The 24,157-nt window shown below is 72.1% G+C and carries 19 protein-coding genes and 1 tRNA gene; 9 read left to right on the top strand and 11 right to left on the bottom strand.

Annotated elements, in window-relative coordinates:
* The first annotated feature begins 32 nt into the window (after positions 1-32).
* From proB to BN3794_RS08955, 5 genes are all read left to right on the top strand, one after another.
* Positions 33-1,181, top strand: coding sequence for a glutamate 5-kinase (gene proB / locus BN3794_RS08975; protein ID WP_066096263.1), 1,149 nt, complete (start codon positions 33-35; stop codon positions 1,179-1,181).
* Between the two features lie 163 nt (positions 1,182-1,344).
* Entirely contained in the window at positions 1,345-4,110 is a 2,766-nt protein-coding gene (locus BN3794_RS08970; protein WP_160330909.1) for a serine/threonine-protein kinase, read from the top strand.
* Positions 4,111-4,228: 118 nt separating this feature from the next.
* Positions 4,229-5,482, top strand: coding sequence for a glutamate-5-semialdehyde dehydrogenase (locus tag BN3794_RS08965; RefSeq protein ID WP_066096257.1), 1,254 nt, complete (start codon positions 4,229-4,231; stop codon positions 5,480-5,482).
* A 96-nt stretch (positions 5,483-5,578) separates the two neighbouring features.
* Positions 5,579-7,510, top strand: coding sequence for a CocE/NonD family hydrolase (locus tag BN3794_RS08960; protein ID WP_066096254.1), 1,932 nt, complete (start codon positions 5,579-5,581; stop codon positions 7,508-7,510).
* Positions 7,511-7,696: 186 nt separating this feature from the next.
* Positions 7,697-7,773: transfer RNA gene (locus BN3794_RS08955), tRNA-Pro, on the top strand.
* A gap of 183 nt (positions 7,774-7,956) precedes the next feature.
* Here BN3794_RS08955 and BN3794_RS08950 read toward each other — a convergent pair.
* Both BN3794_RS08950 and BN3794_RS15925 read right to left on the bottom strand, forming a co-directional pair.
* Entirely contained in the window at positions 7,957-8,139 is a 183-nt protein-coding gene (locus BN3794_RS08950; protein ID WP_236493205.1) for a helix-turn-helix domain-containing protein, read from the bottom strand.
* 107 nt (positions 8,140-8,246) lie between these two features.
* On the bottom strand, positions 8,247-8,558 hold the full coding sequence (locus tag BN3794_RS15925; RefSeq protein ID WP_236493204.1) for a hypothetical protein: 312 nt from the start codon (positions 8,556-8,558) through the stop codon (positions 8,247-8,249).
* Positions 8,559-8,881: 323 nt separating this feature from the next.
* On the opposite strand from BN3794_RS15925, the gene BN3794_RS08945 reads away from it, so the two are divergent.
* From BN3794_RS08945 to BN3794_RS08930, 4 genes are all read left to right on the top strand, one after another.
* On the top strand, positions 8,882-10,120 hold the full coding sequence (locus BN3794_RS08945) for a chloride channel protein (RefSeq protein WP_201455263.1): 1,239 nt from the start codon (positions 8,882-8,884) through the stop codon (positions 10,118-10,120).
* A gap of 357 nt (positions 10,121-10,477) precedes the next feature.
* The gene (gene cydD / locus BN3794_RS08940) at positions 10,478-12,157 is read left to right on the top strand and encodes a thiol reductant ABC exporter subunit CydD (RefSeq protein ID WP_147675713.1); all 1,680 of its coding nucleotides are present in this window, start codon (positions 10,478-10,480) and stop codon (positions 12,155-12,157) included.
* Positions 12,154-13,875, top strand: coding sequence for a thiol reductant ABC exporter subunit CydC (cydC, locus tag BN3794_RS08935; protein ID WP_066096249.1), 1,722 nt, complete (start codon positions 12,154-12,156; stop codon positions 13,873-13,875). The genes cydD and cydC overlap by 4 nt, the downstream gene beginning before the upstream one ends.
* A gap of 340 nt (positions 13,876-14,215) precedes the next feature.
* Complete coding sequence (locus BN3794_RS08930) at positions 14,216-14,647, top strand: low affinity iron permease family protein (RefSeq protein ID WP_066096247.1); 432 nt, start codon at positions 14,216-14,218, stop codon at positions 14,645-14,647.
* Between the two features lie 41 nt (positions 14,648-14,688).
* Here the strand turns inward: BN3794_RS08930 and BN3794_RS08925 are convergent, their stop codons facing one another.
* From BN3794_RS08925 to BN3794_RS08885, 9 genes are all read right to left on the bottom strand, one after another.
* Positions 14,689-15,183: a VOC family protein gene (locus BN3794_RS08925; protein WP_066096245.1), complete on the bottom strand. Its 495-nt coding sequence runs from the start codon at positions 15,181-15,183 to the stop codon at positions 14,689-14,691.
* A gap of 240 nt (positions 15,184-15,423) precedes the next feature.
* On the bottom strand, positions 15,424-15,630 hold the full coding sequence (locus BN3794_RS08920; RefSeq protein ID WP_066096243.1) for a hypothetical protein: 207 nt from the start codon (positions 15,628-15,630) through the stop codon (positions 15,424-15,426).
* Between the two features lie 16 nt (positions 15,631-15,646).
* Positions 15,647-16,780 carry a cytochrome d ubiquinol oxidase subunit II gene (gene cydB, locus BN3794_RS08915; RefSeq protein WP_066096240.1) on the bottom strand — a complete coding sequence of 378 codons (1,134 nt, stop codon included), beginning with the start codon at positions 16,778-16,780 and terminating at the stop codon, positions 15,647-15,649.
* 3 nt (positions 16,781-16,783) lie between these two features.
* Positions 16,784-18,379: a cytochrome ubiquinol oxidase subunit I gene (locus BN3794_RS08910; protein ID WP_147675712.1), complete on the bottom strand. Its 1,596-nt coding sequence runs from the start codon at positions 18,377-18,379 to the stop codon at positions 16,784-16,786.
* 495 nt (positions 18,380-18,874) lie between these two features.
* Positions 18,875-19,987, bottom strand: a complete 1,113-nt coding sequence (gene metX, locus BN3794_RS08905; RefSeq protein ID WP_066096237.1) for a homoserine O-acetyltransferase MetX — start codon at positions 19,985-19,987, stop codon at positions 18,875-18,877.
* A 171-nt stretch (positions 19,988-20,158) separates the two neighbouring features.
* Positions 20,159-21,172, bottom strand: a complete 1,014-nt coding sequence (locus tag BN3794_RS08900) for a tetratricopeptide repeat protein (RefSeq protein ID WP_066096233.1) — start codon at positions 21,170-21,172, stop codon at positions 20,159-20,161.
* The gene (locus BN3794_RS08895) at positions 21,166-21,612 is read right to left on the bottom strand and encodes a cytochrome c-type biogenesis protein (protein WP_066096231.1); all 447 of its coding nucleotides are present in this window, start codon (positions 21,610-21,612) and stop codon (positions 21,166-21,168) included. Before BN3794_RS08895 ends, BN3794_RS08900 begins: the two co-directional genes overlap by 7 nt.
* Positions 21,609-22,208, bottom strand: coding sequence for a DsbE family thiol:disulfide interchange protein (locus BN3794_RS08890; RefSeq protein WP_066096229.1), 600 nt, complete (start codon positions 22,206-22,208; stop codon positions 21,609-21,611). The genes BN3794_RS08895 and BN3794_RS08890 overlap by 4 nt, the downstream gene beginning before the upstream one ends.
* The gene (locus tag BN3794_RS08885; RefSeq protein ID WP_066096225.1) at positions 22,208-24,136 is read right to left on the bottom strand and encodes a heme lyase CcmF/NrfE family subunit; all 1,929 of its coding nucleotides are present in this window, start codon (positions 24,134-24,136) and stop codon (positions 22,208-22,210) included. The genes BN3794_RS08890 and BN3794_RS08885 overlap by 1 nt, the downstream gene beginning before the upstream one ends.
* Positions 24,137-24,157: the final 21 nt, after the last annotated feature.

The raw sequence follows: 24,157 nt of genomic DNA, 5'->3' as shown, positions 1-24,157 counted from the left end.
CGCATTCCATTGCTGCGGCGGATGGCAAGCCGATGAACACTGACGCCCCCGCCGGCTTCGCCGAACAGCCGCTGCCGCCGTGGCGGCGCGCGGTGCTCAAGGTCGGCAGCAGCCTGCTGGCCGCCGACGGCGGCGGGCTGTCGCCGCGCTACGCGCTGGGGCTGGCGCAGTTCGTCTCCTCCAGCCTGCTGGCCGGGCGCGAGGTGGTGGTGGTGTCCTCCGGCGCAGTCGCCGCCGGGCGCGCGATCCTGCCCCACGCCGGCAGCGCCGAAGCCGCGATCGCCGCGCGCCAGGCCCTGGCCGCGCTCGGCCAGGCGCAGCTGATCGCGCTGTGGCAGCGCTTCTTCGAGCGCCCGGTGGCGCAGGTACTGCTCACCCACGACGACCTGCGCAACCGGCGCCGCTACCTCAACGCCCGCGCCACCCTGACCGAGCTGCTGCGGCTGGGCACGCTGCCGGTGGTCAACGAGAACGACACCGTCTCGGTGGACGAGCTCAAGCTCGGCGACAACGACAACCTGGCCGCGATCGTCGCCGCCCTGGTCGATGCCGATGCGCTGTTCATCGCCACCGACATCCCCGGCCTGTACACCGCCGATCCGCGCCACGACCCGCAGGCCCGGCCGGTGGACGAGGTGGCCGAGCTGACCCCGCAGGTGCTGGCCATGGCCGGCGGCAGCGGCAGCCGCGCCGGCACCGGTGGCATGCGCACCAAGCTGGAGGCGGCGATCAAGGCCGGCGAGGCCGGCATCGACACCTTCCTGTTCAACGGACGCGACGGCGATACGGTGCGCGCGCTGGCGCAGGGCCGCCTGCGCGGCACCCGCATCCGCGCCGCGCACAGCCGCATCGCCGCGCGCAAGTACTGGCTGCGCCACGCGCCGCTGGAGCCGGGCGCGGTCGTGGTCGATGCCGGCGCTGCGCGCGCGCTGGCGGAGAAGGGCGCCTCGCTGCTGCCCGGGGGCATCGTCGCCGTGGAAGGCGAGTTCCGCCGTGGCGACATGGTCGCGGTGGCGTGCCGGGACGATGCCGGCGAGCGCCGCCTGGCGCACGGCATCGTCCAGTATTCCGCCCGCGACATCGCCCGCATCGCCCACCACCACTCGCGCGACATCCAGGCGGTGCTGGGGTACAACTACGGCGAGAACGTGATCCATCGCGACGACTTGGTGCTGTTGTAGCGGACCGGCCAAGGCGGCCGGCGGTCGTACCGATTCCGGGGGGAGAGGCAGGTGCGGTCAGGGGGAGGCGACCACGGATACCGGCGGACACGCCGGGTGCGGAACCATGCCGGCCATGGGCGGCGACCGCGCGCGATGCGCGCCATGGCACGGCGGCGCCGGCATGGATGACGTGGATCCGGTGCAGGCCCGCTACCTGCGGGCAAAGGCTATCGCGACGGCCGCCGACGCGTTGCCGCCGGAGGACCGGCAGGCCCATGTCGTGCGCGAATGCGCCGGCGACGACGCCCTGAGGCGGGAGGTCGAATGGCTGCTGCAGGCGCTGGATTCGGAATCGACCCTGCCGCCGCCGACGTGGAACGCCTACGTGGCACCGGACCGCAGCGGCGCGCAGGTGGTCGCCGCGGCCGCCAGCGACTACCGCATCCTGCGCCGGCTCGGGCAGGGCGGCATGGGCGTGGTGTACCTGGCCGAACGCAACGTCGGCGGCGCGGTGCAGCAGGTGGCGCTGAAACTGGTGGGCAGCGCGGGCGAGCCGGGCCCCGAGGTGCTGCGCCACTTCGCCGACGAGCGCCGCATCCTGGCGGGACTGGACCATCCCCGTATCGCCCGCCTGCTGGATGCGGGCAGCACCGCCGACGGCCAGCCGTTCCTGGCGATGGAATACGTGCAGGGCCAGCGCATCGACGTCTATTGCCGCGAGCAGGGGCTGTCGCTGGCCCGGCGCGTGGGGTTGTTCGCCAAGGTCTGCGCGGCGGTGCAGTACGCGCACCAGCACCTGGTGGTGCACCGGGACATCAAGCCGGCCAACATCCTGGTGGACGCGCGCGGCGAGCCGAGGCTGCTGGATTTCGGCATCGCCCGGCTGCTGGCCGAGGAGGGCGGCGAGGCAGCATTGCGCACCGCCGCCGGCCAGCGCGCGCTGACCCTGGCCTATGCCAGCCCCGAACAGGTGCTCGGCGAGTCCCTGACGACCGCCAGCGACATCTGGTCCCTGGGCGCGGTGCTGTACGAGCTGGTCAGCGGCCTGCTCCCGTTCGCCGCGGAGGAATCGCCGCTGGCCCTGTCCAACGCCATCGTCACCGGCCGGGTGCAGCCGCCGAGCCGGCGTCGCGACGCGCGTGACCCGGCGGCGGCCGTCCCGGGCTATCGCATTCCCGCCGACATCGACGCCGTCGTGCTCAAGGCCATGCGCACCGCCCCGGGCGATCGCTACGCCACCGCCGCGGCGCTCGGCGAAGACCTGGAGCGGTTCCTGCAGTCGTTGCCGGTCCAGGCCCGGCGCGGGGCGGCCTGGTACCGGGCGCGGCTCTACCTGAAGCGGCATCGCGGCGCGGCCGCGGCGGTGCTGGCGCTGGGCATGCTGCTGGCCGGTTTCGGCATCGAGCGCGAGAGCCAGCTGCGCCTGGCCGAGCAGGAGCGCGACAAGGCCCAGGCGCTGGCCGGCTTCATGAGCGAGCTGTTCGAGAATGCCGACCCGTCGCGCAGCCGGGGCGAACGCATCACCGTGGCCGAGATGCTGGACAAGGGCGTCGCCGAACTGCAGGGCGATACCGCCATGCCGGCGGCGGTGCGGGTGCCGTTGTTGTTGTCGATCGGCCGGGCCTACAACGCCCTGGACCGCGGCGACAAGGCGTTGCCGGTGCTGCGACAGGCGCGCCGGCTCCAGGCGGGCTACCCGGCGGGCACGCTCGAACGCGCGCGCGTGCTCGCGGCGCTGGGCCGGGCCTATTCGATGCTGATCGACCTGCCCTCGGCCGCGCAGGTGGACAAGGAGGCGATCGCGCTGCTGCGGCAATCCCCCGGTGCCGAGCCCGACGAGATCCTGCGGGTCCGGATCAACCAGATGTATTCGGAGCTGGCGGTGCGGCAGATGCCGGTCGCGCAGATCCAGGAGCAGCTGCGCCAGATCCTGGCCGAACTGCATGCCCAGGCCGCGCCCGACCGCGAGCTGGAAGTGCAGGCGCTGGCCGCGCAGGCGATGGCGCTGGCGGTCGCCGGGGACGATGCGCAGGCGCGCGCGCGTGCCGGCGATGCGCTGGCGCGGGCGACGGCGTTCTACGGCGGCCACGACCCGGCCCTGATCTACTACCGCTTCGTGCAGGCGCTGGTGACGATCCGCGTCGATCCGGCCCGGGCCGTTGCCCTGTATCGCACCATCATCGCCGACTACGACCGGGTGCTGGACGGCAACGGCCCGGGGCTGGCGGGCCTGCTGGCCTATTTCGGCGATGCCCTGATGCAGCTGGGGCGCTACGGGGACGCGGCGCAGGCGATGCAGCGGGCGCTGGCGATCTCGAAGACCTTCGCCGCGCAGTCGCCCGACTTCCACGATGGCACCCAGGTGTCGCTGGCCGAGGCCATGATCGAGCTGGGCCGGCTGGACGAAGCCGGCACGATGCTGGCCGGGCTGGCGCCGCGCCTGCGCGAACGTGCCGCCAGCGGGCATGCCTGGGCGGTCGGCAATTTCCTGCAGGGGCTGGACCTGCAGGCGCGGCTGGCGGCGCGTCGTGGCCAGGTCGGCCAGGCGCTGCAGCTGTACCGGGAAGCCGACGAAGCGCTCGACGGGCATCCCGATCTGCCGTTGACGGGAGTGCGCGGGGACGTGCTGTCCGGACTGGGCCAGGCGCGCCTGGCAACCGGCGACCGGGCCGGCGCGCGCGACGTGCTTGCACGGCTGCAGGCATTGAACGCCCGGATCGACGCGCCGGCCTACGCGACCAGTGCGATCGATGCGGCCTGGCTGGAGGCGGCCCTGGCGCGCGCCGACGGCGACACCGCGGCGGCGATCAGCCGGGCCACGCCGGCCGCCGCGATCGCCGCCCAGCGCTGGGGCGACGACGATCGCAGGAGCCGTGCCCTGGCCACCCTGGCCCAGGTCGCGACGCGCGCGCCTGCCACGTCCGCACGCCCGGCGGCGAGCCGGTGAAGGCGACGGGGCGCTCGGGTTGCCTGCACGCCGGCGGACGCGGGCACGGCGATGCCCGCATTGCCCTTATCATGCGCACATGGCCCGCGACGACCGGGCAGCGCATGGGAAATCCCGGATGAGCGACATCAAGACCCTGGCCCTGCAGTGCCGCGACGCGGCCCAGGCCCTGGCGCAGCTTTCCTCCGAGGCGCGCAGCGCGCTGATCGAGGCGATGGCCGGCGCGCTGCTGGCCGATGCCGATGCGATCCTGGCGGCCAATGCGCGCGACCTGGAGGCGGCTGCCGCCAAGGGCACCGGCAGCGCCATGCTCGACCGGCTCCGGCTCGATCCCAAGCGCCTGGCCGGCGTCGCCGGTGCGCTGCGCGAGGTGGCCGCGCTGCCCGATCCGGTCGGGCAGGTCACCCGCGACTACGTGCGCCCCAACGGCATCCGCGTGCAGAAGGTGCGGGTGCCGCTGGGCGTGATCGCGATGATCTACGAGGCCCGGCCCAACGTCACTGCCGACGCGGCCGCGCTGTGCATCAAGGCCGGCAATGGCGTGATCCTGCGCGGCGGCTCGGAAGCCCTGCATTCCAACGTCGCCATCGCCGCCGCGCTGCGCCGCGCGATCGCCGCCGCCGGCGTGCCGGAAGCGGCGCTGACCCTGGTGCAGGACCTGCGCCGGGAGACCATGCTCGAACTGCTGCAGCTGAACGAGATCGTCGACCTGGCCATCCCGCGCGGCGGCGAGGGCCTGATCCGCTTCGTCGCCGAGCACGCGCGGGTGCCGGTGATCAAGCACTACAAGGGCGTGTGCCACCTGTTCGTCGATGCCAGCGCCGACCGCAAGGTCGCCCTCGACCTGCTGATCGACGGCAAGGTGTCGCGCCCGGCCGCGTGCAATTCGCTGGAGACGCTGCTGGTGCACCGCGATGCGGCGGCGGCGTTCCTGCCCGGCGCGGTCGCCGCGCTGCGCGCGCGCGGCGTCGAGGTGCGCGGCGATGCCGCCACCCGGGCGCTGGTGCCCGACGTGGCGCCGGCCGGCGAGGACGACTACGCCGCCGAGTTCCTCGACCTGGTGATCGCGGTCAAGGTGGTCGATTCGCTGGAGCAGGCCATCGCCCACATCCGCCGCTACGGCTCGGACCATACCGAGGTCATCGCCACCCAGGACCCGGCCAACGCCCGCGCGTTCGTGCACGCGCTGCGCTCGGCGGTGGTCATGGTCAATGCCTCCTCGCGCTTTTCCGACGGCGGCGAGCTGGGCCTGGGCGCGGAGATCGGCATCTCCACCACGCGCCTGCACGCCTACGGGCCGATGGGGCTGGAGGCACTGACCGTGGAGCGTTTCGTGGTGCACGGGGAAGGGCAGACGCGCCAGCCGGTGTGAAGCGGGTAGCGCCCGGCCAGCGCCCACCCGCGGCCGGCGCCGCACCGCGCCGCCACGCCGGCTAGACTGCAGCTCCTTCATCCACGGAGCCTTCCCATGCGCCTGCGCCGAGCCCGCCTCCTGCCGCTGTCCCTATCGTTGTGGGCCATCCTGGGGGCCGCCGGCCATGCGCAGGAGCAGACCCCGACGATGACGCCGGACATCACCGGCAAGGCCTTCGTGGCACCGGAGCAGGGCTTCGACTACGACAAGCGCGAGGTGATGATCCCGATGCGCGACGGCACCAAGCTCTACACGGTGATCGTCGTGCCTAAGGGCGCCCGCCATGCGCCGATCCTGCTGACCCGCACCCCGTACGACGCCGCAGGCAACGCCTCGCGCAATTATTCGAGCAGGCGCGAGGCGGTGCTGCCGGTCGGCGATGCGGTGTTCGTGGAGGACGGCTACATCCGCGTGTACCAGGACGTGCGCGGCAAGCACGGCTCGGAAGGCGAGTACGTGATGACCCGTCCGCTGCGCGGGCCGCTCAACGACAGCGACGTGGACCACGCCACCGATGCCTACGACACCATCGACTGGCTGGTGAAGAACGTGCCGGAGAGCAACGGCAAGGTCGGCATGATCGGTTCGTCCTATCCCGGTTTCACCGTGGTGATGGCGCTGGCCGATCCGCACCCGGCGCTGAAGGCGGCCGCGCCGCAGAGCCCGATGGTCGATGGCTGGATGGGCGACGACTGGTTCAGCTACGGCGCCTTCCGCCAGACCATGCTCGACTATTTCGTCGGCCAGACCGCGGCGCACCGCAAGGGCGGCCGCATCGCGCGCGCGGGCCTGGACGACTACAGCAACTACCTGCGCGCGGGCTCGGCCGGCGACTTCGCGCGCGCGGCCGGGCTGGAGCAGCTGCCGTTCTGGCACAAGATCTCCGAGCATCCGGCCTACGACGCCTTCTGGCAGGGCCAGGCGCTGGACCGGATCATGGCCAAGCGGCCGCTGAAGGTGCCGACCATGTGGATCCAGGGCCTGTGGGACCAGGAGGACATGTGGGGCGCGCAGCACACCTACCTGGCGATGGAGCCGCAGGACAAGGACAACCACCGCAACTTCCTGGTGATGGGGCCGTGGCGCCACAGCCAGGTCAACTACGACGGCAGCAGCCTCGGCGCGCTGAAGTGGGACGGCGACACCGCCTACAAGTTCCGCCGCGACGTGCTCAAGCCGTTCTTCGACCAGTACCTCAAGGATGCCCCGCCGGCGGACACGCCGCCGGTGCTGATCTACGACACCGGCCTGGACCGCTGGGACCGCTACGCGCGCTGGCCGCAGAGCTGTGCGCAGGGCTGCCCGGCGCAGTCGCGGCCGCTGTACCTGGGCACCGGCGAAACGCTGTCGTTCAAGGCGCCGGACGGGCAGGGCAGCGCCTACGAGGAATACGTCTCCGATCCGGCCAAGCCGGTGCCGTACCGGCCGCGGCCGATCGATGCGGCCGACCGCCCCGCCTGGCAGGCCTGGCTGGTGGAGGACCAGCGCTTCGTCGACGGGCGCACGGACGTGCTGACCTTCGTCAGCGAACCGCTGACCGAGCCGATGAAGGTGGCGGGCATCCCGCAGGCGCACCTGTTCGCCTCCACCAGCGGCAGCGATAGCGACTGGGTGGTCAAGCTGATCGACGTGTATCCCGACGAGTACCCGGCGCGCCCGGAGATGGGCGGCTACGAACTGGCGCTGTCGCTGTCGATGTTCCGCGGCCGCTACCGCGAGAGCTTCGAGCACCCGGCGCCGCTGGCCGCCGGCGAGGCACTGCCGTACCGGTTCGAGATGCCGGCGGTGAACCACACGTTCCAGCCCGGCCACCGGATCATGGTGCAGGTGCAGTCCTCGCTGTTCCCTCTGTACGACCGCAACCCGCAGACCTACGTGCCCAACATCTTCTTCGCCAAGCCCGGCGACTACCAAAAGGCCACGCAGCGGATCTGGCACACGCCGCAGGCGGCCAGCTACGTCGAATTGCCGGTGGTCGGGCGCTGAGGAACGTCGCGATCTCCCTGCCCGTACGGAAGGCCCGGTTCCCCGCGGGGGCGTGGCGCGCTCCCCGGCGGATGCCCCGGCGCGAGGACGAGCGCAGCCGGGGCAGGGGCAGGGGCAGCATCCACGAAAACGATGAGCGGGGACTTGCCCGGGATTTTCCCGGTCTGTACAATGCGCAGCTCACAACGGGGTGTAGCTCAGGCTGGTAGAGCGCTACGTTCGGGACGTAGAGGTCGCAGGTTCGAATCCTGTCTCCCCGACCAATAAAATCCGAAGATCGCGACGAAGCCGGCCTTGTGCCGGCTTTTTCGTACCTGCACCGCGAATGCAAGCCGCGCCACCGCCCGACAGCGACGGTCGGCACCGGGCAGGGAGTCACTCACGGCGGATCCGAAGGACCATCGGTCAGCCACTGCAAAGAAAACCGCGCCAGGCGGGTTGTGCTGTCAGGCGGTCAGTGCCGGGATCGCGTGCCCAGGATGGTTCTGGATCGCCCGCGGCAGGACTTTTGCAGGGCCGGTCGGATCACGGCGTCCCTGCTCCCAGTTGCGCAGCGTACCCACCGGCACGTCGATGACCTTGGCGAACTTGGCCTGCGACAGGCCCGTGGTCGCGCGGACCGCCTTCACCTCGATCGCATCGACATGGAACTCGCGCGAGGGCGCGTTCGCCGCGGACGATCCCGCCCATCTGCCGAACGCTTTCCCGCAGGTCCCCAAAAAACTTGCTCACGGGTCTACCTCCAGTTCCCGATGCTGCTTTTCAGCACCTTGCGCCCAGGGCCGTCGGATCGTCTTGCCCGTTCTTCGGACAGACCAGCAGCAACGCGATATTGGCCTTGGATGTGAAGGGGTAGCAGATGGCCCGTGCTCCATCTCGTTTCCCGCATCCCATCGCGGCAATGCGAATTGCGCGGTCCGCCGGTTCCCGCGATCACATCGCCCGCTTCCGGGTTCTCTCCAAGCACTGCCTGGAATTGGCCGTAATCATCATCGTCCAGCAGTTCCAGGACACGGCGGATGAACGCTGGGGCTTCAATGAAGATCATGCGCGGAGAATATGCGTCGATGGCGCATGTGCGTCGCTGGCGCACCCCCTCGTCGGCGCCGGATGCGCAGTTGCCGATACCCGTGGATATTCCTTGCCTGTCCGGGTGCGTGGCTTTCGCCCTGCGTCCTGGCGCGGGCTACGGCTGCGGCGTGTCGAGCAGATGCATGCCGCCCGGCGGGGAGGCGCGCGCCTCCGGGAATTCAGGCATCCGGCAAGGAACGCCCGCATCGCCCTAGCCCTGGACGAGGCGGGGGACCATCCCTGCATGGCATGCTTCCGCATCGTCATGGGGCCGGGAATGGCATGAGGATCTTGCCGGGAATGCGTTTGGTGGCGGTCGTGCTGGCGACCGGCGTGCTGGCCGGGATCGGCGGCACGCTGCTGGCGTTGCTGCTGCATGCGGTGCAGCACCTGGCCTACGGCTATGGATTCGACGGCGCGCCCACGCACGCGAGTTTCCTGTCCGGGGTGGAGCACGCGTCCGCGCCGCGGCGGGTGCTGGTCATGCTCGCGTGCGGCGTGGTCGCCGGTGCGGGCTGGTGGGCGGTGGCACGCTACGGCGCGCGCCGGGTGAGCGTGGAACAGGCGGTGTCCGATGCCGGTGCGACCATGCCGCCGGCGACCACGCTCGCCCACGTGCTGCTGCAGATCGTCACCGTGGGGTTGGGCTCGCCGCTGGGGCGCGAGGTGGCGCCGCGCGAACTGGGGGCGCTGCTGGGCAGCGCCCTGGCGCGGCGCTGCCGGCTGGCGCCGGAGCAGGCGACGCTGGTGGTGGCCTGTGGCGCCGGTGCCGGCCTGGCCGCCGTCTACAACGTGCCCATGGCCGGTGCGGTGTTCGTGCTGGAGGTGCTGCTGGCCGCGTTCTCCTGGCAGGCGGCGGTGCTGGCCATGGCCAGCTCCGCGCTGGGGGCCTCGATCGCCTGGATCGGCCTGGGGCATCAGGTGCAGTACCAGCTGCCGCCGATGGACTTCAGCCCGGCCCTGCTGGTGTGGTCGTTGCTGGCCGGGCCCGCGATAGGCGTGGCCGCGTGGGCGATGCGCCGCTGGACCGACGTCGCCTCCCGCGCCGCCGCCGACGAGGGGCCGCGGCCGCTGCTGGCGGTGCTGAACTTCGGCCTGATCGGGGTCGCCGCGATCGCGTTCCCGCAGCTGCTCGGCAACGGCCGTGGGCCGGCGCAACTCGGATTCGCCGGGGAACTGGGGGGGCAACTGGCGCTGTGCCTGCTGGCGCTGAAGGTGCTGGCCACGGCCGGCAGCCTGCGCGTGGGGGCGCATGGCGGCCTGCTGACGCCGAGCCTGGCCATCGGCGCGCTGTTGGCCGTGCCGATGGGGCTGGCGTGGTCGTTGCTGTGGCCGGGCGTGCCGCAGGGCGCCTTCGCGCTGGTGGGCGGGGCGGCGTTCCTGGGGGCGTTCATGCGCATGCCGCTGACGGCGGTGCTGCTGATGGTGGAGTTCACGCGCTTCGACCACGACCTTGCGGTGCCGGTGCTGCTGGCGGTGGCCGGTGCCAGCCTCGTGTTCCGGCGCCTTGGCACTGTCCGCGGCGGCGCCGGCGGTTGATCCCGCGGGCGCATGCCGGCGGCGGCCTGCGTCGCGATGTCGCGGCGACGCGCGAGGGACGGTGCTTCCCGCAATGCCGGTACCCGCTGCCGGTTCATCTGCGGGCGCGGTCGTGCTAGCGTGCCCGGCCACCGACGAGCGCGAGTGCGAGCGTGCCCGGGACATCCGTCGCCGGTGGCATCGCCTCGGCCGGCAGGATTCCTGCCCGCTCGTCCCTGCCGCCACGCCGTCCCTTGCGACGGCACCGACGATGCGACCGGACGTATTTCCCATGCCCCGATTCCCGATCCATGCACGCCGGCCGGACAGGCCCGGCCATGCTGTGTGCCATGCGTGCCCGCCGGCGGGGCCGCGGCCATGAGCCGTCCCGCGCATGCCGGCCGCCGGCCGCGCGTCGAGGCCGGCGGCGTGCTGCAGCTGCTGGCCGCCCTGTTGTGGATCGGGCAGGCCGGGTGCATCGCGGTGGCGGTCGGGGCGATGGCCGATGCGGCACCGGACCTGCCCTCGCTGGCGTTGCGTTGCGCGGCGGGCGTGCTGGTGCTGGGCATCGTGCGCGCCGTCCTGGCGACCTGGGGCGAGCGCCTGGCGTTCGCGCGGGCCCGGGTCGAGCTCACCCGCCTGCGCCATGCGGCGGTGGCCGCGCTGTCGCGGCGTTCGCCGCTCGATGCCCGCCGTGCCGCCTCCGGCGAGGCGGCCAGCATCCTCGCCGAGCAGGCCGAGGCGGTGGTGCCGTACCTGGCGCGCTACCAGCCGGTGCAGTTGCGCGTGCTCGCCGTGCCGCTGGTGCTGCTGGTGCTGGTGGCCTGGCAGAGCTGGCTGGCGGCACTGGCGCTGCTGCTGGCCGCGCCGCTGATCCCGTTCTTCATGGCGCTGGTCGGCTGGCGTGCACAGGCGGCCAGCGAGGAACAGATGCTGGAGCTGGGCCAGATGAACGGTTTCCTGCTCGATCGCCTGCGCGGCCTGGCCACGATCCGTGCCTTCGATGCGGTGGACCTGGTCGCGCGGCGCCTGCGCGATTCGGCCGAGGAACTGCGCCGGCGCACGATGGCGGTGCTGCGCATCGCCTTCATGTCCTCGGCGGTGCTCGAGCTGTTCTCCGCGCTCGGCGTGGCGATGGTGGCCGTATACGTCGGCTTCCACCTGCTGGGCGACATCCGCTTCGGCGCCTGGGGCGGCAAGCTCAGCCTCGCCCAGGGCATGTTCGTGCTGCTGCTGGCGCCGGCCTTCTTCGAGCCGCTGCGCGACCTGGCCGCGGTGTGGCATGACCGCGCCGCCGGCGTGTCGGCGCTGGACGCCCTGCAGCGCCTGGGACAGGACGGGCGCGACGTGGTCGGTGGCGGCGGCGACGGGGGGGCGGCCGTGGCCGTGGCGCCGGGCGCGCTGGCGGTGCGCCTGGCGCGGGTCGGCTTCGCCTATGGCGAGGGCACGGCCGTGCTGCACGATTTCTCGCTGGAGATCGCCGCCGGCGAACGGGTCGCGCTGGTGGCGCCCAGCGGCGCCGGCAAGTCCACGCTGCTGGCCCTGGTGGCCGGCCTGGTGCGTCCCACCGCGGGCACGGTCGCGATCGGCGGGGTGCCGCTGGACGATGCCAGCGCCGATGCGCTGCGTGCGCGCATGGCCTGGATCGGCCAGCAGCCGCACGTGTTCGCCGGCACCCTGCTGCACAACATCACCCTCGGCCGCGCGCAGGTCGACGAGGCAAGGGCGCAGGACGCGGCCGCCGCCGCGGCGCTGTCGCGCGACAAGCGCGACCACCTGCACCAGCGGCTGGGCGAGGGCGGCACCGGGCTGTCCGGCGGCGAGGTGCTGCGGCTGGCGGTGGCACGTGCCCTGGCCGACGCCGGCTGCGGGCTGGTGCTGGCCGACGAACCCACCGCGCACCTGGACGCGCAGACCGCCGAATCGGTCACCGCGGGCCTGCTGGCGCTGGCCGCGCGCGGCGCCACCCTGGTGGTGGCCACCCACGACGAGCGGCTGATCGCGCGGATGGACCGCGTGGTGCGGCTTGCCCCCCCGCCGGCGGGAGGCGAGGCATGACCGGCGACGCTTCCGCATCGCGCCGCCGCCACGCCGGGCTGCGCACGGTGCTGCGCTACTTCTTCGCCCAGCAGCGCCTGCGCCTGTGGCTGGGCATGCTGATGGCCGCGCTCACCCTGCTGGGCGGGCTGGCGCTGCTGGGCGTGGCCGGCTGGTTCATCACCGCCTCGGCCATCGCCGGCCTGTCGGCGGCCACCGCGGCGGCGTTCAACTACTTCGGCCCGTCCTCGTTCATCCGCTTCCTGGCGATCGAACGCACCGTGGCGCGCTACGGCGAACGCCTGGTCACCCACGACGCCACGCTGTCGGTGCTGGCGGCGCTGCGCGAACGCCTGTTCCGCGGCTGGGCGCAACCGCAGGCCGCGCGGCGCCTGCTGGCCCAGCCGGCACGGCTGCTGTTCCGCCTGACCTCGGACATCGACGCGCTCGATTCGCTGTACCTGCGCGTGCTGGTGCCGGCCGCCGCCGCCCTGTTCGCGGTGGTCGCCGCCGGCCTGGCCCTGTCCTGGCTCTCGCCGTGGCTGGGGCTCGCGCTGATGGCCTGGCTGCTGGTGGTCGGCCTGGGCGTGCCGTGGTGGGTGGGCTGGCGCGCACGCCAGGCCGCGCGCCTGGCGGCGTACGCGGTGGAGGCGTTGCGTGCGCGCACCATCGACCTGGTGGCCGGCCAGGTGGAACTGCTGATGGCCGGGCGCCTGCCGGCGCAGGCGGCGGCGCTGCTGCATGCCGATGCGGTGTCGGCCCGTGCCGATGCCGCCAAGCTGCGGCTGGAGACGCGGATCACCCTGGCCCATGGCGTGGCCACCGCGGTGGCCCTGGCCGGCACGCTGCTGGCCGGCGCCGCGCTGGTCCGCTCGGCCGCGATCGGCGCGCCCATGGCCGCCTTCGCGATGCTGGTGGTGCTGGCCGCCTTCGAGCCGTTCACCGCGCTGCGCCGCGGGGCGGTGGAGTTCGGCCGCACCCTGCTGGCGGTGGGCCGGGTCGCCCCGCGCATCGACGGCCGGACCGACGCCCCCGCCGCGGCCGCCGCGGCCGCACCGCCGGCGGGCGAGGTGGTGCACCTGGCGGGCGTGACCTACACCTATCCCGGTGCCGGCGCGGCGGCCCTGGCCGGCGTGGACCTGGACCTGCGCACCGGCGAGCGCGTGGCCCTGGTCGGCGCCAGCGGCGCGGGCAAGTCCACGCTGCTGGCGCTGGTGGCCGGCGAGATCGTGCCGCAGGGCGGGCGCATCGAGGTCGCGCGCCACTGCATGCTGACCCAGCGCACCGAGCTGTTCCAGGACAGCGTGCGCGGCAACCTGCTGCTGGCCGATCCGCAGGCCGGCGACGAAGCGCTGTGGCAGGCGCTGGACGACGCCGGCCTGGGCGACACCGTGCGCGCGATGGCCGGCGGGCTCGATGCGCGCCTGGGCGAGGGCGGCCTGGGCCTGTCCGGCGGCCAGGCGCGACGCCTGGCGCTGGCCCGCCTGCTGCTGCGCAAGGCGCCGCTGTGGCTGCTGGACGAGCCCACCGAGGGCCTGGACGGCGCGACCGCCGCCGACGTGCTCGCCCGCCTTGGCCGGCGCGGCCAGGGCCAGGCCATGCTGGTCGCCACCCATCTGCGGCGCGAGGCCGACCTGGCCGACATGCTCGTCGTCGTCGCAGACGGCCGCCTGCAGGCCCGCCATCGCCGCGGCGAGGCCGGGTTCGGGACTGTCCTGGCGTCGCTGCGGGCCGGCTAGGGTGCCACCAGGCGCTGGATGACCGGCCACGGGCGGGAGTCGTCTTGCCGCCGTCGGTCGTGCGAATGCGACCGCGATGTGGCGTGCCGAGTGCCGGGCGGCAACGGTCCGCCTCGGAGGCGAGGCCGGTCCTGCCTTCCGCACCCAGCACCGGGCGGGCACGGGGCCGGCGAACCGGTGGGCGGGCGCCGGCCAGCGGGTTGCGGGCAGGGTGCAGGCGGCTTCCACCTTCCGGAAGGAAGCGGGCTTGCCTGCCGTCCCGCGGGCCTGCCGCGGCTGCACACGGGCCGCTAACGCGGCCGGGCGTTTGCTGTCGGCGCCGCTCCCTGGAAATCCCCGAATGGGCATCAAGAAACGGTTCAACATCCTGGCCAAGAAGGCCGCCAATATCGCGGGAACGCCCTGGGCGTTCTGCGGCGCCACGCTCGCGGTGGTGGTCTGGGCCGCCAGCGGCCCGGTCTTCGGCTTCAACGACACCTGGCAGCTGGTGATCAACACCAGCACCACCATCATCACCTTCCTGATGGTGTTCCTCATCCAGCACACCCAGAACGCCGACAGCGCCGCCGTGCAGATCAAGCTCGACGAGCTGATCATCGTCACCAAGGCGGCCAACAACGCCCTGCTCGATCTGGAGGAACTGGACGAGGTGGAGCTGGAGGCGTTGCGGAAACGCTACGAGGAACTGGCCAGCGAGGCACGCGAACGGATGGACCAGAAGCGCGGGGATTCGATCGCCGTGTGCCGGAAGGAGACCGCCGAAGGCCGCTAGGACGGCGCCGGCGCAGCTCCACGGGCTGGCCCCGGCAGGAGTCACCCGCCGCCGGGCGTGCCGCGTCGCGCCGCCTCGATGGCCGCGATGTCGATCTTGCCCATCTCCATCATCGCTTCGAAGGCGCGCTTGGCCGCCGCGCGATCGGGATCGGCGAGGGCATCGGTCAGCGCACGTGGCGTGATCTGCCACGACAGCCCCCATCTGTCCTTGCACCAGCCGCATGCGCTTTCGCGGCCGCCATTTCCCACGATGGCGTTCCAGAGACGGTCGGTCTCGGCCTGGTCGTCGGTCGCGACCTGGAACGAGAAGGCCTCGCTGTGCGGGAATCCGGGGCCACCGTTGAGGCCGAGGCAGGGGATGCCGATGACGCTGAACTCGACGGTCAGGACATCGCCCTGCCGGCCCGCCGGATAATCGCCGGGCGCACGATGGACGGCGCCGACCGCGCTGTCGGGGAAGGTGGCCGCGTAGAACCGGGCGGCGTCCAAGGCGGTGCCGTCGTACCACAGGCAAATCGTGTTCCTGCTGACCATTTCCGTTTCTCCGTCGGGGCGGGCTGGGGCGATGCGGCGATGCGGGTCGCTCGCCCGGTTCGCCGGTATCGGCGCAGGCGAGGGAGCATCCGTTCGCCGAGTCTGCCACGGGGCGCATGCGGCGTCCGTGTGCGGAAGCCGGCGGGGCGTTCGCGGCGACGGGACGAAAAAAGCCCCGCGGCTTGCGCCGCGGGGCCTTCTTCGTTTCCGTCATCGCGCCGGCCGGGCCGGCGGACGGCCTCAGTCGATCTTCTTCTCCGCCTGGGCGCCGGCGACGGCGTCCTGGGCGTCGAGCATGATGCCGGCGCCGGCGGCGACCATCACCACCACCACCGTGCCCAGCAGCCAGGCGAAGTACCAGGCGCCGCGCTCGCCCAGGGCGATGCCCAGCAGGATGGCCAGGCCGGCGAGGATGACGAGGATCACGAAAGTCCAGAAAGTACGCATGTTCGTTTCCTCTCGATCAGTACGCGTGTTCGTCGTGCTTGATGTCGTCGGCGTCGACCTTGCCGCGCATCACGTAGTAGCACCAGCCGGTGTACCACAGGATGATCGGGACGAAGACCACGGCGAAGCCCACCATCCAGGTCAGCGTGAGCTGGCTGGAGCTGGAGTTCCACAGCGTGAGGCTCTGCGAGGGATCGCTGCTCGAGGGCATCATGAAGGGGAACATCGCCGCGCCGACCGAACCGATCACGCCGATCCAGGCCAGTGCGCCCAGCCACCAGGACAGGTGGCTCCTGCCGCCGCGCGCGGCGACGACGCCCGCGGCCAGCCCGACGATCGCCACCAGCGGCAGCAGCCACAGCACCGGATGGGCGAGGTAGTTGCCGTACAGCGCGCCGGCGTGGACGCTGACGGTCTGCTGCAGCGGGGTCTGCGGCAGGTTGCCGGCCGGCGCCGCGTCGAGCACGTAGAACTCGATGCCGCGCATCCAGATGCCGCCGACCACGTACAGCACGATGGCCGCCACGCCCGTGGCGGTGGACACCTTGCGGGCGCGCTCGGCGATCACGCCGTCGGCCCCGTTGGCCACCGTGGCCGCGCCCATGAAGCACGACAGCGCCACCGACATCAGCCCGCACAGGATCGCGAACGGGTTGAACAGCGCCAGGAAGCTGCCTGTGTAGTACGAGGTCAGGTTCCAGCTGAAGTGGAACGGCACGCCCTGCAGCACGTTGCCGATCGCCGCGCCGAACACCAGCATCGGCAGGAAGCCGGACACGAACAGCATCCAGTCCCAGCCGCCGCGCCACCTGAGGCTTTCCTTCTTGCTGCGGTACTCGAACGCCAGCGGGCGCACGATCATGCTCCACAGCAGCAGCAGCATGACCACGTAGAAGCCCGAGAACGCGGTGCCGTAGATCAGCGGGAAGGCGGCGAAGATCGCACCGCCGCCGAGGATGAACCACACCTGGTTGCCGTCCCAGTGCGGGCCGATGCCGTTGATGACCACGCGGCGCTCGACGTCGTTGCGGCCCACGTAGCGCAGGATGGTGCCCACGCCCATGTCCATGCCGACCATGATGCCCAGACCCATGAGCAGCACGCCCAGCAGGATCCACCAGGTAACTTTGAGGATCAGATAGATTTCCATGGATCAGGCCTCCCGCCTGCTAGCCTTGGCCAGGGCCGAATAGCCCGGCAGGAACTTGGTGAACAGCGAGTCGGACGGGATGTCGTCGCCCGGGCCCTGCTTGACGGCGCGGACCATCAGGTACATCTCGATGATGATGAAGATGGTGTACACCGCCACGAAGCCGACCAGCGAGAACACCATGTAGCCGACGGAGTGGGTGGAGGCGGACATCCAGGTCGGCAGCACTTCGTACAGCGTCCATGGCTGGCGGCCCAGCTCGGCGACCAGCCAGCCGGCCTCGTTGGCCAGGAACGGCACCGGGATCATCCACGGCGCGATCTTCAGCAGCCACTTCTGGTCCTGGATGTTGTTGCGGATGCTGTAGATCATCGCGAGCACGAAGTAGGCCAGCATCAGCAGGCCGAACAGCACCATCACCCGGAAGCTCCAGAAGATCGGCGCCACCGGCGGGATGGAATCCTTCACCGCCTGCTGGATCTGCGCCTCGGTCACGTCCTGCAGGTCGGGCGAGTAGCGCTGCACCAGGAAGCCGAAGCCGAGATCGGCCTTGTGCGCCTGGAAGTCGGCCTGCGCCTGCGCGTCCCCGGGATTGGACTGCAGCACCTTCAGCGCCCGGGCCGAGACGATGCCGCTGCGGATGCGGGTCTCGTTCTGGTCCTGGATCTCCTTGATCGAGGGCACGGTGCCGTCCAGCGAGTGGGTGACCAGCAGCGAGAGCACCGCCGGGACCTGCACCGCGCCGTGGTTGGCCTCGTCCTTCTGCGAGGGGAAGGCGATCATGTTGAACGGCATCGGCGCCTTCTCGGGCTCCCACAGGCCTTCCATCGCGGCCAGCTTGGTCGGCTGCGAATTGCCGCCGATGAAGCCCAGCGCATCGCCCAGGGTGATCACGCCCAGGGTGGAGAGCACGCCGAACACGGTGGCCATGCGGAACGAGCGGCGCGCCAGCTCGACGTGGCGCCCGCGCAGCATGTAGAAGGCGCTGATGCCGGTGACGAAGATCGCCGCGGTCACGTAGCCGGCGATGGAGGTGTGCACGAACTTGGCCTGCGCGTCGGCGTTAAAGAACAGGTCCAGGAAGCTGGTCATCTCCATGCGCATCGTGGCGTAGTTGAACGCCATGCCCGCCGGCACTTGCATGAAGCCGTTGGCCACCAGGATCCACAGCGCCGACAGGTTCGAGCCGAGCGCGACCAGGTAGGTCACCGCTAGGTGCGTGCCCGGGCGCAGCCGCTCCCAGCCGAACACCATGATGCCGATGAAGGTGGACTCCATGAAGAAGGCCATCAGGCCCTCGACTGCCAGCGGCGCACCGAAGGCATCGCCCACGAAGGTCGAGTAGTAGGACCAGTTGGTGCCGAACTCGAACTCCATGGTCAGGCCGGTGGCCACGCCCAGGGCGAAGTTGATCAGGAACAGCTTGCCCCAGAACTGGGCCATCTGCTTGTAGATGGGATTGCGGGTGATGACGTACGCGGTCTCCACGGCCGCCAGGAAGAACGTCATGCCCAGCGTGAGCGGCACGAACAGGTAGTGGTAGAGCGCCGTTGCCGCGAATTGCAGTCGCGACAGGTCTACGACGAGTGAGTCAACCATGGGTATGGATCCTCTTTTTCATTGCATCGAATCAGTGGCTGGATGGGAGGAGACGAGAATGGCGTTGTGCTGTTCCACGACTCCCGACCACCTGGCGGCCGCAATGACGGCGTCCAGCAGGTACCCCCTGAGCGTGAACATGACGGCGATTTTCCTCGGGCCTGTTGCGGGATCGCGCGCATCTTCGGGCACCGATGCTGCAACCGGCCTTGATTCAGATCAATGAGTGGCTTGTGAACGGAGCCGGCCCGGTGCCGATGGCATCATGGCCGGCCCGCCGCGGCGGCGGCCGTGCACGGGACCGGGCCGCGCCTTGCCCGCCGGGGCTCGCGCCGGTGGGCACGCCGGGCAGGGCACGCGCCCGGGGCACGGTGGCCGGGCGTGCCCGCCGCGACGACGGGTCGCAGCCCTCGCCTGTGCGACTGCAATGGCGAACGGGGGAGTGGCGAAGGAATTGCGCACCGGATTGCCCCCTGGTACGCGCCGGCGCGTCGCTCAGAGCGCGTCGAGGAAGTCGCGCACCGCCGGCCCGAAGCGGTCGATGTCGACCAGGAAGGCGTCGTGGCCCTGCGGGGATTCCATGCCGATGAAGCGTGCGTCGGCACCGCCGGCGGCCAGGCCCTCGGCGATCTGTTCCTGTTGCTGCACCGGGAACAGGATGTCGGTATCCGCGCCGATCGCCAGGGCCTTGTCCACGCGGATCATCGCCAGGCCGGCCATCACGTCGCCGTTGCCGTATTCGGCCAGGTCGAACCAGTCCATCGAGCGGCTCAGGTACAGGTAGCAGTTCGGGTCGAAGCGGCGCACGAAGCGGCGCGCGTGTCCCTCCAGGTAGCTCTCCACCTCGAACTCCAGGCCGAACGGGTCGTCGTCGCGGCACTCCGGGTCCAGCCGCACGCGGCCGAAGCGGCCGTGCCATTCCAGCGCGGAACGGTAGGTGATCACGCCCAGCTTGCGCGCCATGCGCATGCCGTTCTCGGGGTAGCGGTCCTGGTCGTAATCGCCGCCATTCCACTGCGGGTCCAGGCGGATGGCCTCGCGCTGCAGCGAGCGGATGGCGATGGAGAAGGGCAGGGCCTGGGCGCTGCCGGAGATGTTGACGTGGCCACGGGCGATGCCCGGGTGGCGCAGCAGCACCGCCAGCGCGGTCATGCCGCCCATGGAGTTGCCGATCACGCAGGCCAGGCGCCCGATGCCCAGGCCGCGCACCACGCTGGCCGCGGCGTCGGCCACGTCCTCGATGGACAGGTCGGGGAAGGCGAGGCGGTAGGGCCGGCCAGTGGCGGGATCGATCGAGGCCGGTCCGGTGGAGCCCTTGCAGCTGCCCAGCGAATTCACGCAGACCACGAACCAGCGGTCGGTGTCGATGGCCTTGCCCGGGCCGAGCATGCGTTCCCACCAGCCCGCCCCGGGATCGGCGTCATGGCGGGCGGCGTGGGCGTCCGGCGACAGGCCGGTGACGATGAGGATCGCGTTGTCGGCCGCGGGCGCGAGCGTGCCCCAGGTCTCGTAGGCGATGCGTGCGCCATGCAGTTCGCCGCCGCGCTTCATCGGGAACGGCGAGGGCAGGGCGTGGAAGCGGGTGCCGGGCGGGACAAATTCGGTCATCGTCGCGATTCTACCGGGCAGGCCCGGCAACGACGCTGCCGGGGGAACGGGGATGGTGCCCGCGGCGGCGAGCGCGCAGGCGGCCGATCGTCATCGTCCGCGTGCCGGGCGCGGTGCCATGCGCCGCCACACGCAGGGCGGACGGACCGGGGCGGGACCGTCCGCAGTCGATCAGCGTGCCGGCGCCAGGGTCAGCTGCACCGGGGTCGCGGCCGGCAGCGCCACGCGCACCGGTGCGCTTTCCAGGTCGCCGGGCTGGCGCTGCACGCCGCCGCCGGTGGACAGGCGCGCCAGCACTTCCACCTCGCCCAGGGAGGCGAGCTTGCGGGTGGGCATGGGGCTGTCGCCATCGTCCAGGGTCACCTGCAGCGGCAGTTCGCCGACGGCGTGCCTTTCCACCGCCACCGGCATAGGCGGGCCGCCGACCTGGCGCGCGATCACGAACACTTGCGCCTGCGGCGGCAGCGAGGCCGGATCGATCCCGGGGGCGAGCGACACCCGTACCTGCACGGCATGGCCCGTGGCCGGCGCGGCGGCGGGCAGCGGCGCCAGGCCGGCTTCGGCCCGGGCGGCGTCGATCTGCGGGCGCAGGGCCGCCGCGGTGGCCGTGTCCACGCGCGCCAGCAGCGGTTCCCAGGTACGTGCCGCGGCGGCGGCATCGCCTTGCTGGCGCTGGGCGATGCCGAGGAACCAGGTGGCGCGTTCGTTGTCCGGGGCCCGTTCCAGGGCGCGCTCCAGCCATGCCCGGCCTTGCGCGTCGATGCGGTGCTGCGGGTCGGCCTGGGCACGCACCTGGGCGGCCTCGACCAGCCAGTCCGGCGTGTCCGGCGCCAGGGCGAGCGCCCGCGCGTAGGCCTGGGCGGCGGCAGGGTACTGGCCCAGGGCGGCCTGGGAACGGCCGAGCAGCGCCCAGCCGTCGGCATGCGCGGGGTCGCGGGCCAGGGCCTGCTGCAGCTGGGCGACGCCCGCGGCCAGGGTGGCCGGGGCGCTCGCGGCGGCGGGCCGCAGCGCCTGCGGCGTGCCCACGGCCAGGTACAGCAGCGGCGCGGCCAGGGTCGCCGCGGCCACCAGGGCGGTCCAGGTACGGCGCCAGCCACCGCGCCACAGCGGCCACAGCAGCGCCGCGGCCACCGCCATGGCGGCGAGCGCGGCCAGCAGCGGCGCCAGGGTGGACAGGCTCACCATTCCTGCTCTTCCTCGTCGTCGTGGAGTGCCTGGCCGCGGTTGCGGCGCCGGATCCAGGCGGCCAGGAGCGCGGCCGCGCCGACCAGCAACAGGCCGGGGCCGAACCACAGCAGCCAGGTGGCCGGCTCCACCCGCGGGCGGTACAGCACGAACTCGCCGTAGCGCTCCACCAGGTAGTGCTGGATGTCGGCGTCGCTGCGGCCCTGCTGCATCAGCGCCAGCACCTGGCGACGCACGTCGTGGGCGATGGGCGCGTTGGAGTCGGCGACGGACTGGTTCTGGCACTGCACGCAGCGCAGCTCGGCGGTCAGTGCGTGGAAGCGCGCTTCCTCGGCGGCATTGCGGAACTGCAGCGGTGCGGTTTCGTCGAGCGGTGCGGCCACGACCAGGGCGGGTGCCAGCACCAGCAGGACCACCGTCAGCACACGCCAGGGTTTCATCGTGCCTGGCCGGCCCACGGGTCGATGCCGGCTTCCTGCTCGGTGCGGGCCAGCAGCGGGATCAGCTGCTGCGCGATGACCTGGTCGGTCAGCGCACCGCTGTACTTCCAGCGGACGATGCCGCGGGCATCGACCAGGAAGGTCTCCGGCGCGGCGGCGATGCCCCAGTCCAGGGCGGCGCGGCCGTCCTGGTCGGTCACCACCACGAAGTAGGGATTGCCGCGCTGCTCCAGCCACGCCAGCGCGTCGGCCGGATTGTCCTTCCAGTCGTAGCCGATCACCCGCACCCGCTTGGTCAGGGCGAAGCGGCTCAGCGCCGCGTGCTCCTCGGCGCAGGCCGGGCACCAGCTGCCCCAGACGTTGAGCACGTAGGGCGCGCCGTGCAGGTCGCGCGCGCGCAGCGTGGCCGAGGGATCGTGCAGCACCGGCAGGGCGAAGTCCGGCGCGGGCTTGCCGATCAGCGCCGAAGGCAGGGTGTCGCGGTCGGGGCGGCCCGAGCGCGACACGCCCCAGGCCAGCAGGGCCAGCAGGGCCACGAACAGGACGCCGCCGGCGATCCAGGCGGCCGTCGGCAGACGGCGGGGGGTATCGGCCATCAGCGTTTCTCCGGTAGACGACGGAAGCGCCGGTCGGCGGCGGTGACGAAACCGCCCAGCGCCATCAGCAACGCGCCGAACCATATCCAGCGCACGAAGGGCTTGACGTGAACGCGCACCGCCCAGGCACCGTCGCCCAGCGGCTCGCCCAGGGCGACGTAGACGTCGGCGAACACGCCGGGGCGGATGCCGGCCTCGGTCATCACCTGGCCGCCGCTGGCATAGGCGCGCTTCTCCGGCTGCAGCACCGTCAGCGGCCTGCCCCGTTCCAGCACCTGCACGTGGCCGCGGTCGGAGACGTAGTTGGGGCCGCGGGTCTCGTCCACGCCCTCGAAGCGGAACGTGTACTTGCCGGCCTGCAGCGACTGCCCGGGCGCCAGCGCGACCTCGCGCTGGATGCTCTGCGCCTCCACCAGCAGCGCGCCGACCAGGAACACCGCGATGCCGCCATGGGCCAGCAGCATGCCCAGCATTTCCGGGGTGTAGCGGCGGCCGCTGGCCCGTACCCGCGACCAGGCGAAGCGCAGCGTGCCCAGGCCGACCCACAAGGCGCCGGCCACGCCGAAGCCGGTCTTCCACGCGCCCTGCGGCGCGGCGAACCAGGCCGCCACGCCGCCGGCCAGCGCCAGCGCGGCCCATGGCGCCAGCATGGCCAGCGGCCGCGAGGGCTGGTCGCGCTGCCAGCGCGTCAGCGGACCGAACGGCAGCAGCAGCACCAGCGGCGCCATCAGCAGCACGAACAGCGTGCCGAAGTACGGCGGGCCGACCGAGATCTTGCCCAGGTCCAGCGCGTCGGCGAGCATCGGGTACAGCGTGCCCAGCAGCACCATGGCGCAGGCGCATGCCAGCAGCAGGTTGTTGCCCAGCAGCAGCGTCTCGCGCGAGAACAGGGCGAAGCCGCGCCGCGGCAGGCCACCGTCCAGGCCGGGCGCGCGCCAGGCGTAGAGCGCCAGCGAGGCGCCGATCACCAGCGCCAGGAACACCAGCACGAACACGCCGCGCGAGGGATCGGCGGCAAAGGAGTGCACGCTGGTCAGCACGCCCGAGCGCACCAGGAAGGTGCCCAGCAGCGACAGCGAGAACGCGGCGATGGCCAGCAGCAGGGTCCAGCCGGCGAAGCTGCCGCGCTTCTCGGTGACCGCCTGGGAATGGATCAGCGCGGCGCCGGCCAGCCACGGCATGAAGCTGGCGTTCTCCACCGGGTCCCAGAACCACCATCCGCCCCAGCCCAGCTCGTAGTACGCCCACCAGCTGCCCAGCGCGATGCCCAGCGTCAGCAGGCCCCAGGCGACGTTGGTCCACGGCCGCGTCCAGCGCAGCCAGCGCGCATCGACGCGCCCGTCCAGCAACGCGGCGATGGCGAAGGCGAAGGGCACCGAGAAGCCGACGTAACCCGAATAGAGCATCGGCGGATGGATCACCAGTCCGGGGTCCTGCAGCAGCGGGTTGAGGTCGCGGCCTTCCAGCGGCGCCGGCAGCAGCCGCGCGAACGGATCGGAGGTGAAGATCAGGAACGCCAGAAACCCCACGCTGACCAGGGCCAGCACGCCGAGCACGCGCGCCACCACCGGCTGCGGCAGACGCCGCGAGAACAGCGCGACCGCGCCCGACCACAGCGCCAGGATCAGCGTCCACAGCAGCAGCGAGCCCTCGTGCGCGCCCCATACCGCCGAATAGCGATAGACCAGCGGTAGCAGCGAGTTGGAGTTCTCGGCCACGTAGCGCACCGAGAAGTCCTGCACCAGGAAGGCGTGGGTGAGGATCGCGAAGGCGCCGGCCACCAGCGCCAGCTGGGTCCACGCGGCCGGGCGCGCCACGGCCATCCAGGCGGCATCGCCGCGCTGGGCGCCGGCCAGCGGCAGCACGGCCTGGGCCAGGGCCACCAGCAGCGCCAGGACCAGCAGCAACTGGCCGAGCTCAGGCAGCATGCGCATGCTCCGGTGCGGGCG

It is taken from the genome of Xanthomonas massiliensis (assembly GCF_900018785.1).
Classification (GTDB): Bacteria; Pseudomonadota; Gammaproteobacteria; order Xanthomonadales; family Xanthomonadaceae; genus Xanthomonas_B; species Xanthomonas_B massiliensis.
Note: the sequence above shows the minus strand (reverse complement) of the source record. Positions and strands in the feature narration are given on the sequence as shown.

Bases quoted from the DNA above. Each gene is read 5' to 3' on its own strand.
- proB (WP_066096263.1), top strand. From the start codon at position 33: ATGAACACTGACGCCCCCGCCGGCTTCGCCGAACAGCCGCTGCCGCCG.
- BN3794_RS08970 (WP_160330909.1), top strand. From the start codon at position 1,345: ATGGATGACGTGGATCCGGTGCAGGCCCGCTACCTGCGGGCAAAGGCT.
- BN3794_RS08965 (WP_066096257.1), top strand. From the start codon at position 4,229: ATGAGCGACATCAAGACCCTGGCCCTGCAGTGCCGCGACGCGGCCCAG.
- BN3794_RS08960 (WP_066096254.1), top strand. From the start codon at position 5,579: ATGCGCCTGCGCCGAGCCCGCCTCCTGCCGCTGTCCCTATCGTTGTGG.
- BN3794_RS15925 (WP_236493204.1), bottom strand. From the start codon at position 8,558: ATGATCTTCATTGAAGCCCCAGCGTTCATCCGCCGTGTCCTGGAACTG.
- BN3794_RS08945 (WP_201455263.1), top strand. From the start codon at position 8,882: ATGCGTTTGGTGGCGGTCGTGCTGGCGACCGGCGTGCTGGCCGGGATC.
- cydD (WP_147675713.1), top strand. From the start codon at position 10,478: ATGAGCCGTCCCGCGCATGCCGGCCGCCGGCCGCGCGTCGAGGCCGGC.
- cydC (WP_066096249.1), top strand. From the start codon at position 12,154: ATGACCGGCGACGCTTCCGCATCGCGCCGCCGCCACGCCGGGCTGCGC.
- BN3794_RS08930 (WP_066096247.1), top strand. From the start codon at position 14,216: ATGGGCATCAAGAAACGGTTCAACATCCTGGCCAAGAAGGCCGCCAAT.
- BN3794_RS08925 (WP_066096245.1), bottom strand. From the start codon at position 15,183: ATGGTCAGCAGGAACACGATTTGCCTGTGGTACGACGGCACCGCCTTG.
- BN3794_RS08920 (WP_066096243.1), bottom strand. From the start codon at position 15,630: ATGCGTACTTTCTGGACTTTCGTGATCCTCGTCATCCTCGCCGGCCTG.
- cydB (WP_066096240.1), bottom strand. From the start codon at position 16,780: ATGGAAATCTATCTGATCCTCAAAGTTACCTGGTGGATCCTGCTGGGC.
- BN3794_RS08910 (WP_147675712.1), bottom strand. From the start codon at position 18,379: ATGGTTGACTCACTCGTCGTAGACCTGTCGCGACTGCAATTCGCGGCA.
- metX (WP_066096237.1), bottom strand. From the start codon at position 19,987: ATGACCGAATTTGTCCCGCCCGGCACCCGCTTCCACGCCCTGCCCTCG.
- BN3794_RS08900 (WP_066096233.1), bottom strand. From the start codon at position 21,172: ATGGTGAGCCTGTCCACCCTGGCGCCGCTGCTGGCCGCGCTCGCCGCC.
- BN3794_RS08895 (WP_066096231.1), bottom strand. From the start codon at position 21,612: ATGAAACCCTGGCGTGTGCTGACGGTGGTCCTGCTGGTGCTGGCACCC.
- BN3794_RS08890 (WP_066096229.1), bottom strand. From the start codon at position 22,208: ATGGCCGATACCCCCCGCCGTCTGCCGACGGCCGCCTGGATCGCCGGC.
- BN3794_RS08885 (WP_066096225.1), bottom strand. From the start codon at position 24,136: ATGCTGCCTGAGCTCGGCCAGTTGCTGCTGGTCCTGGCGCTGCTGGTG.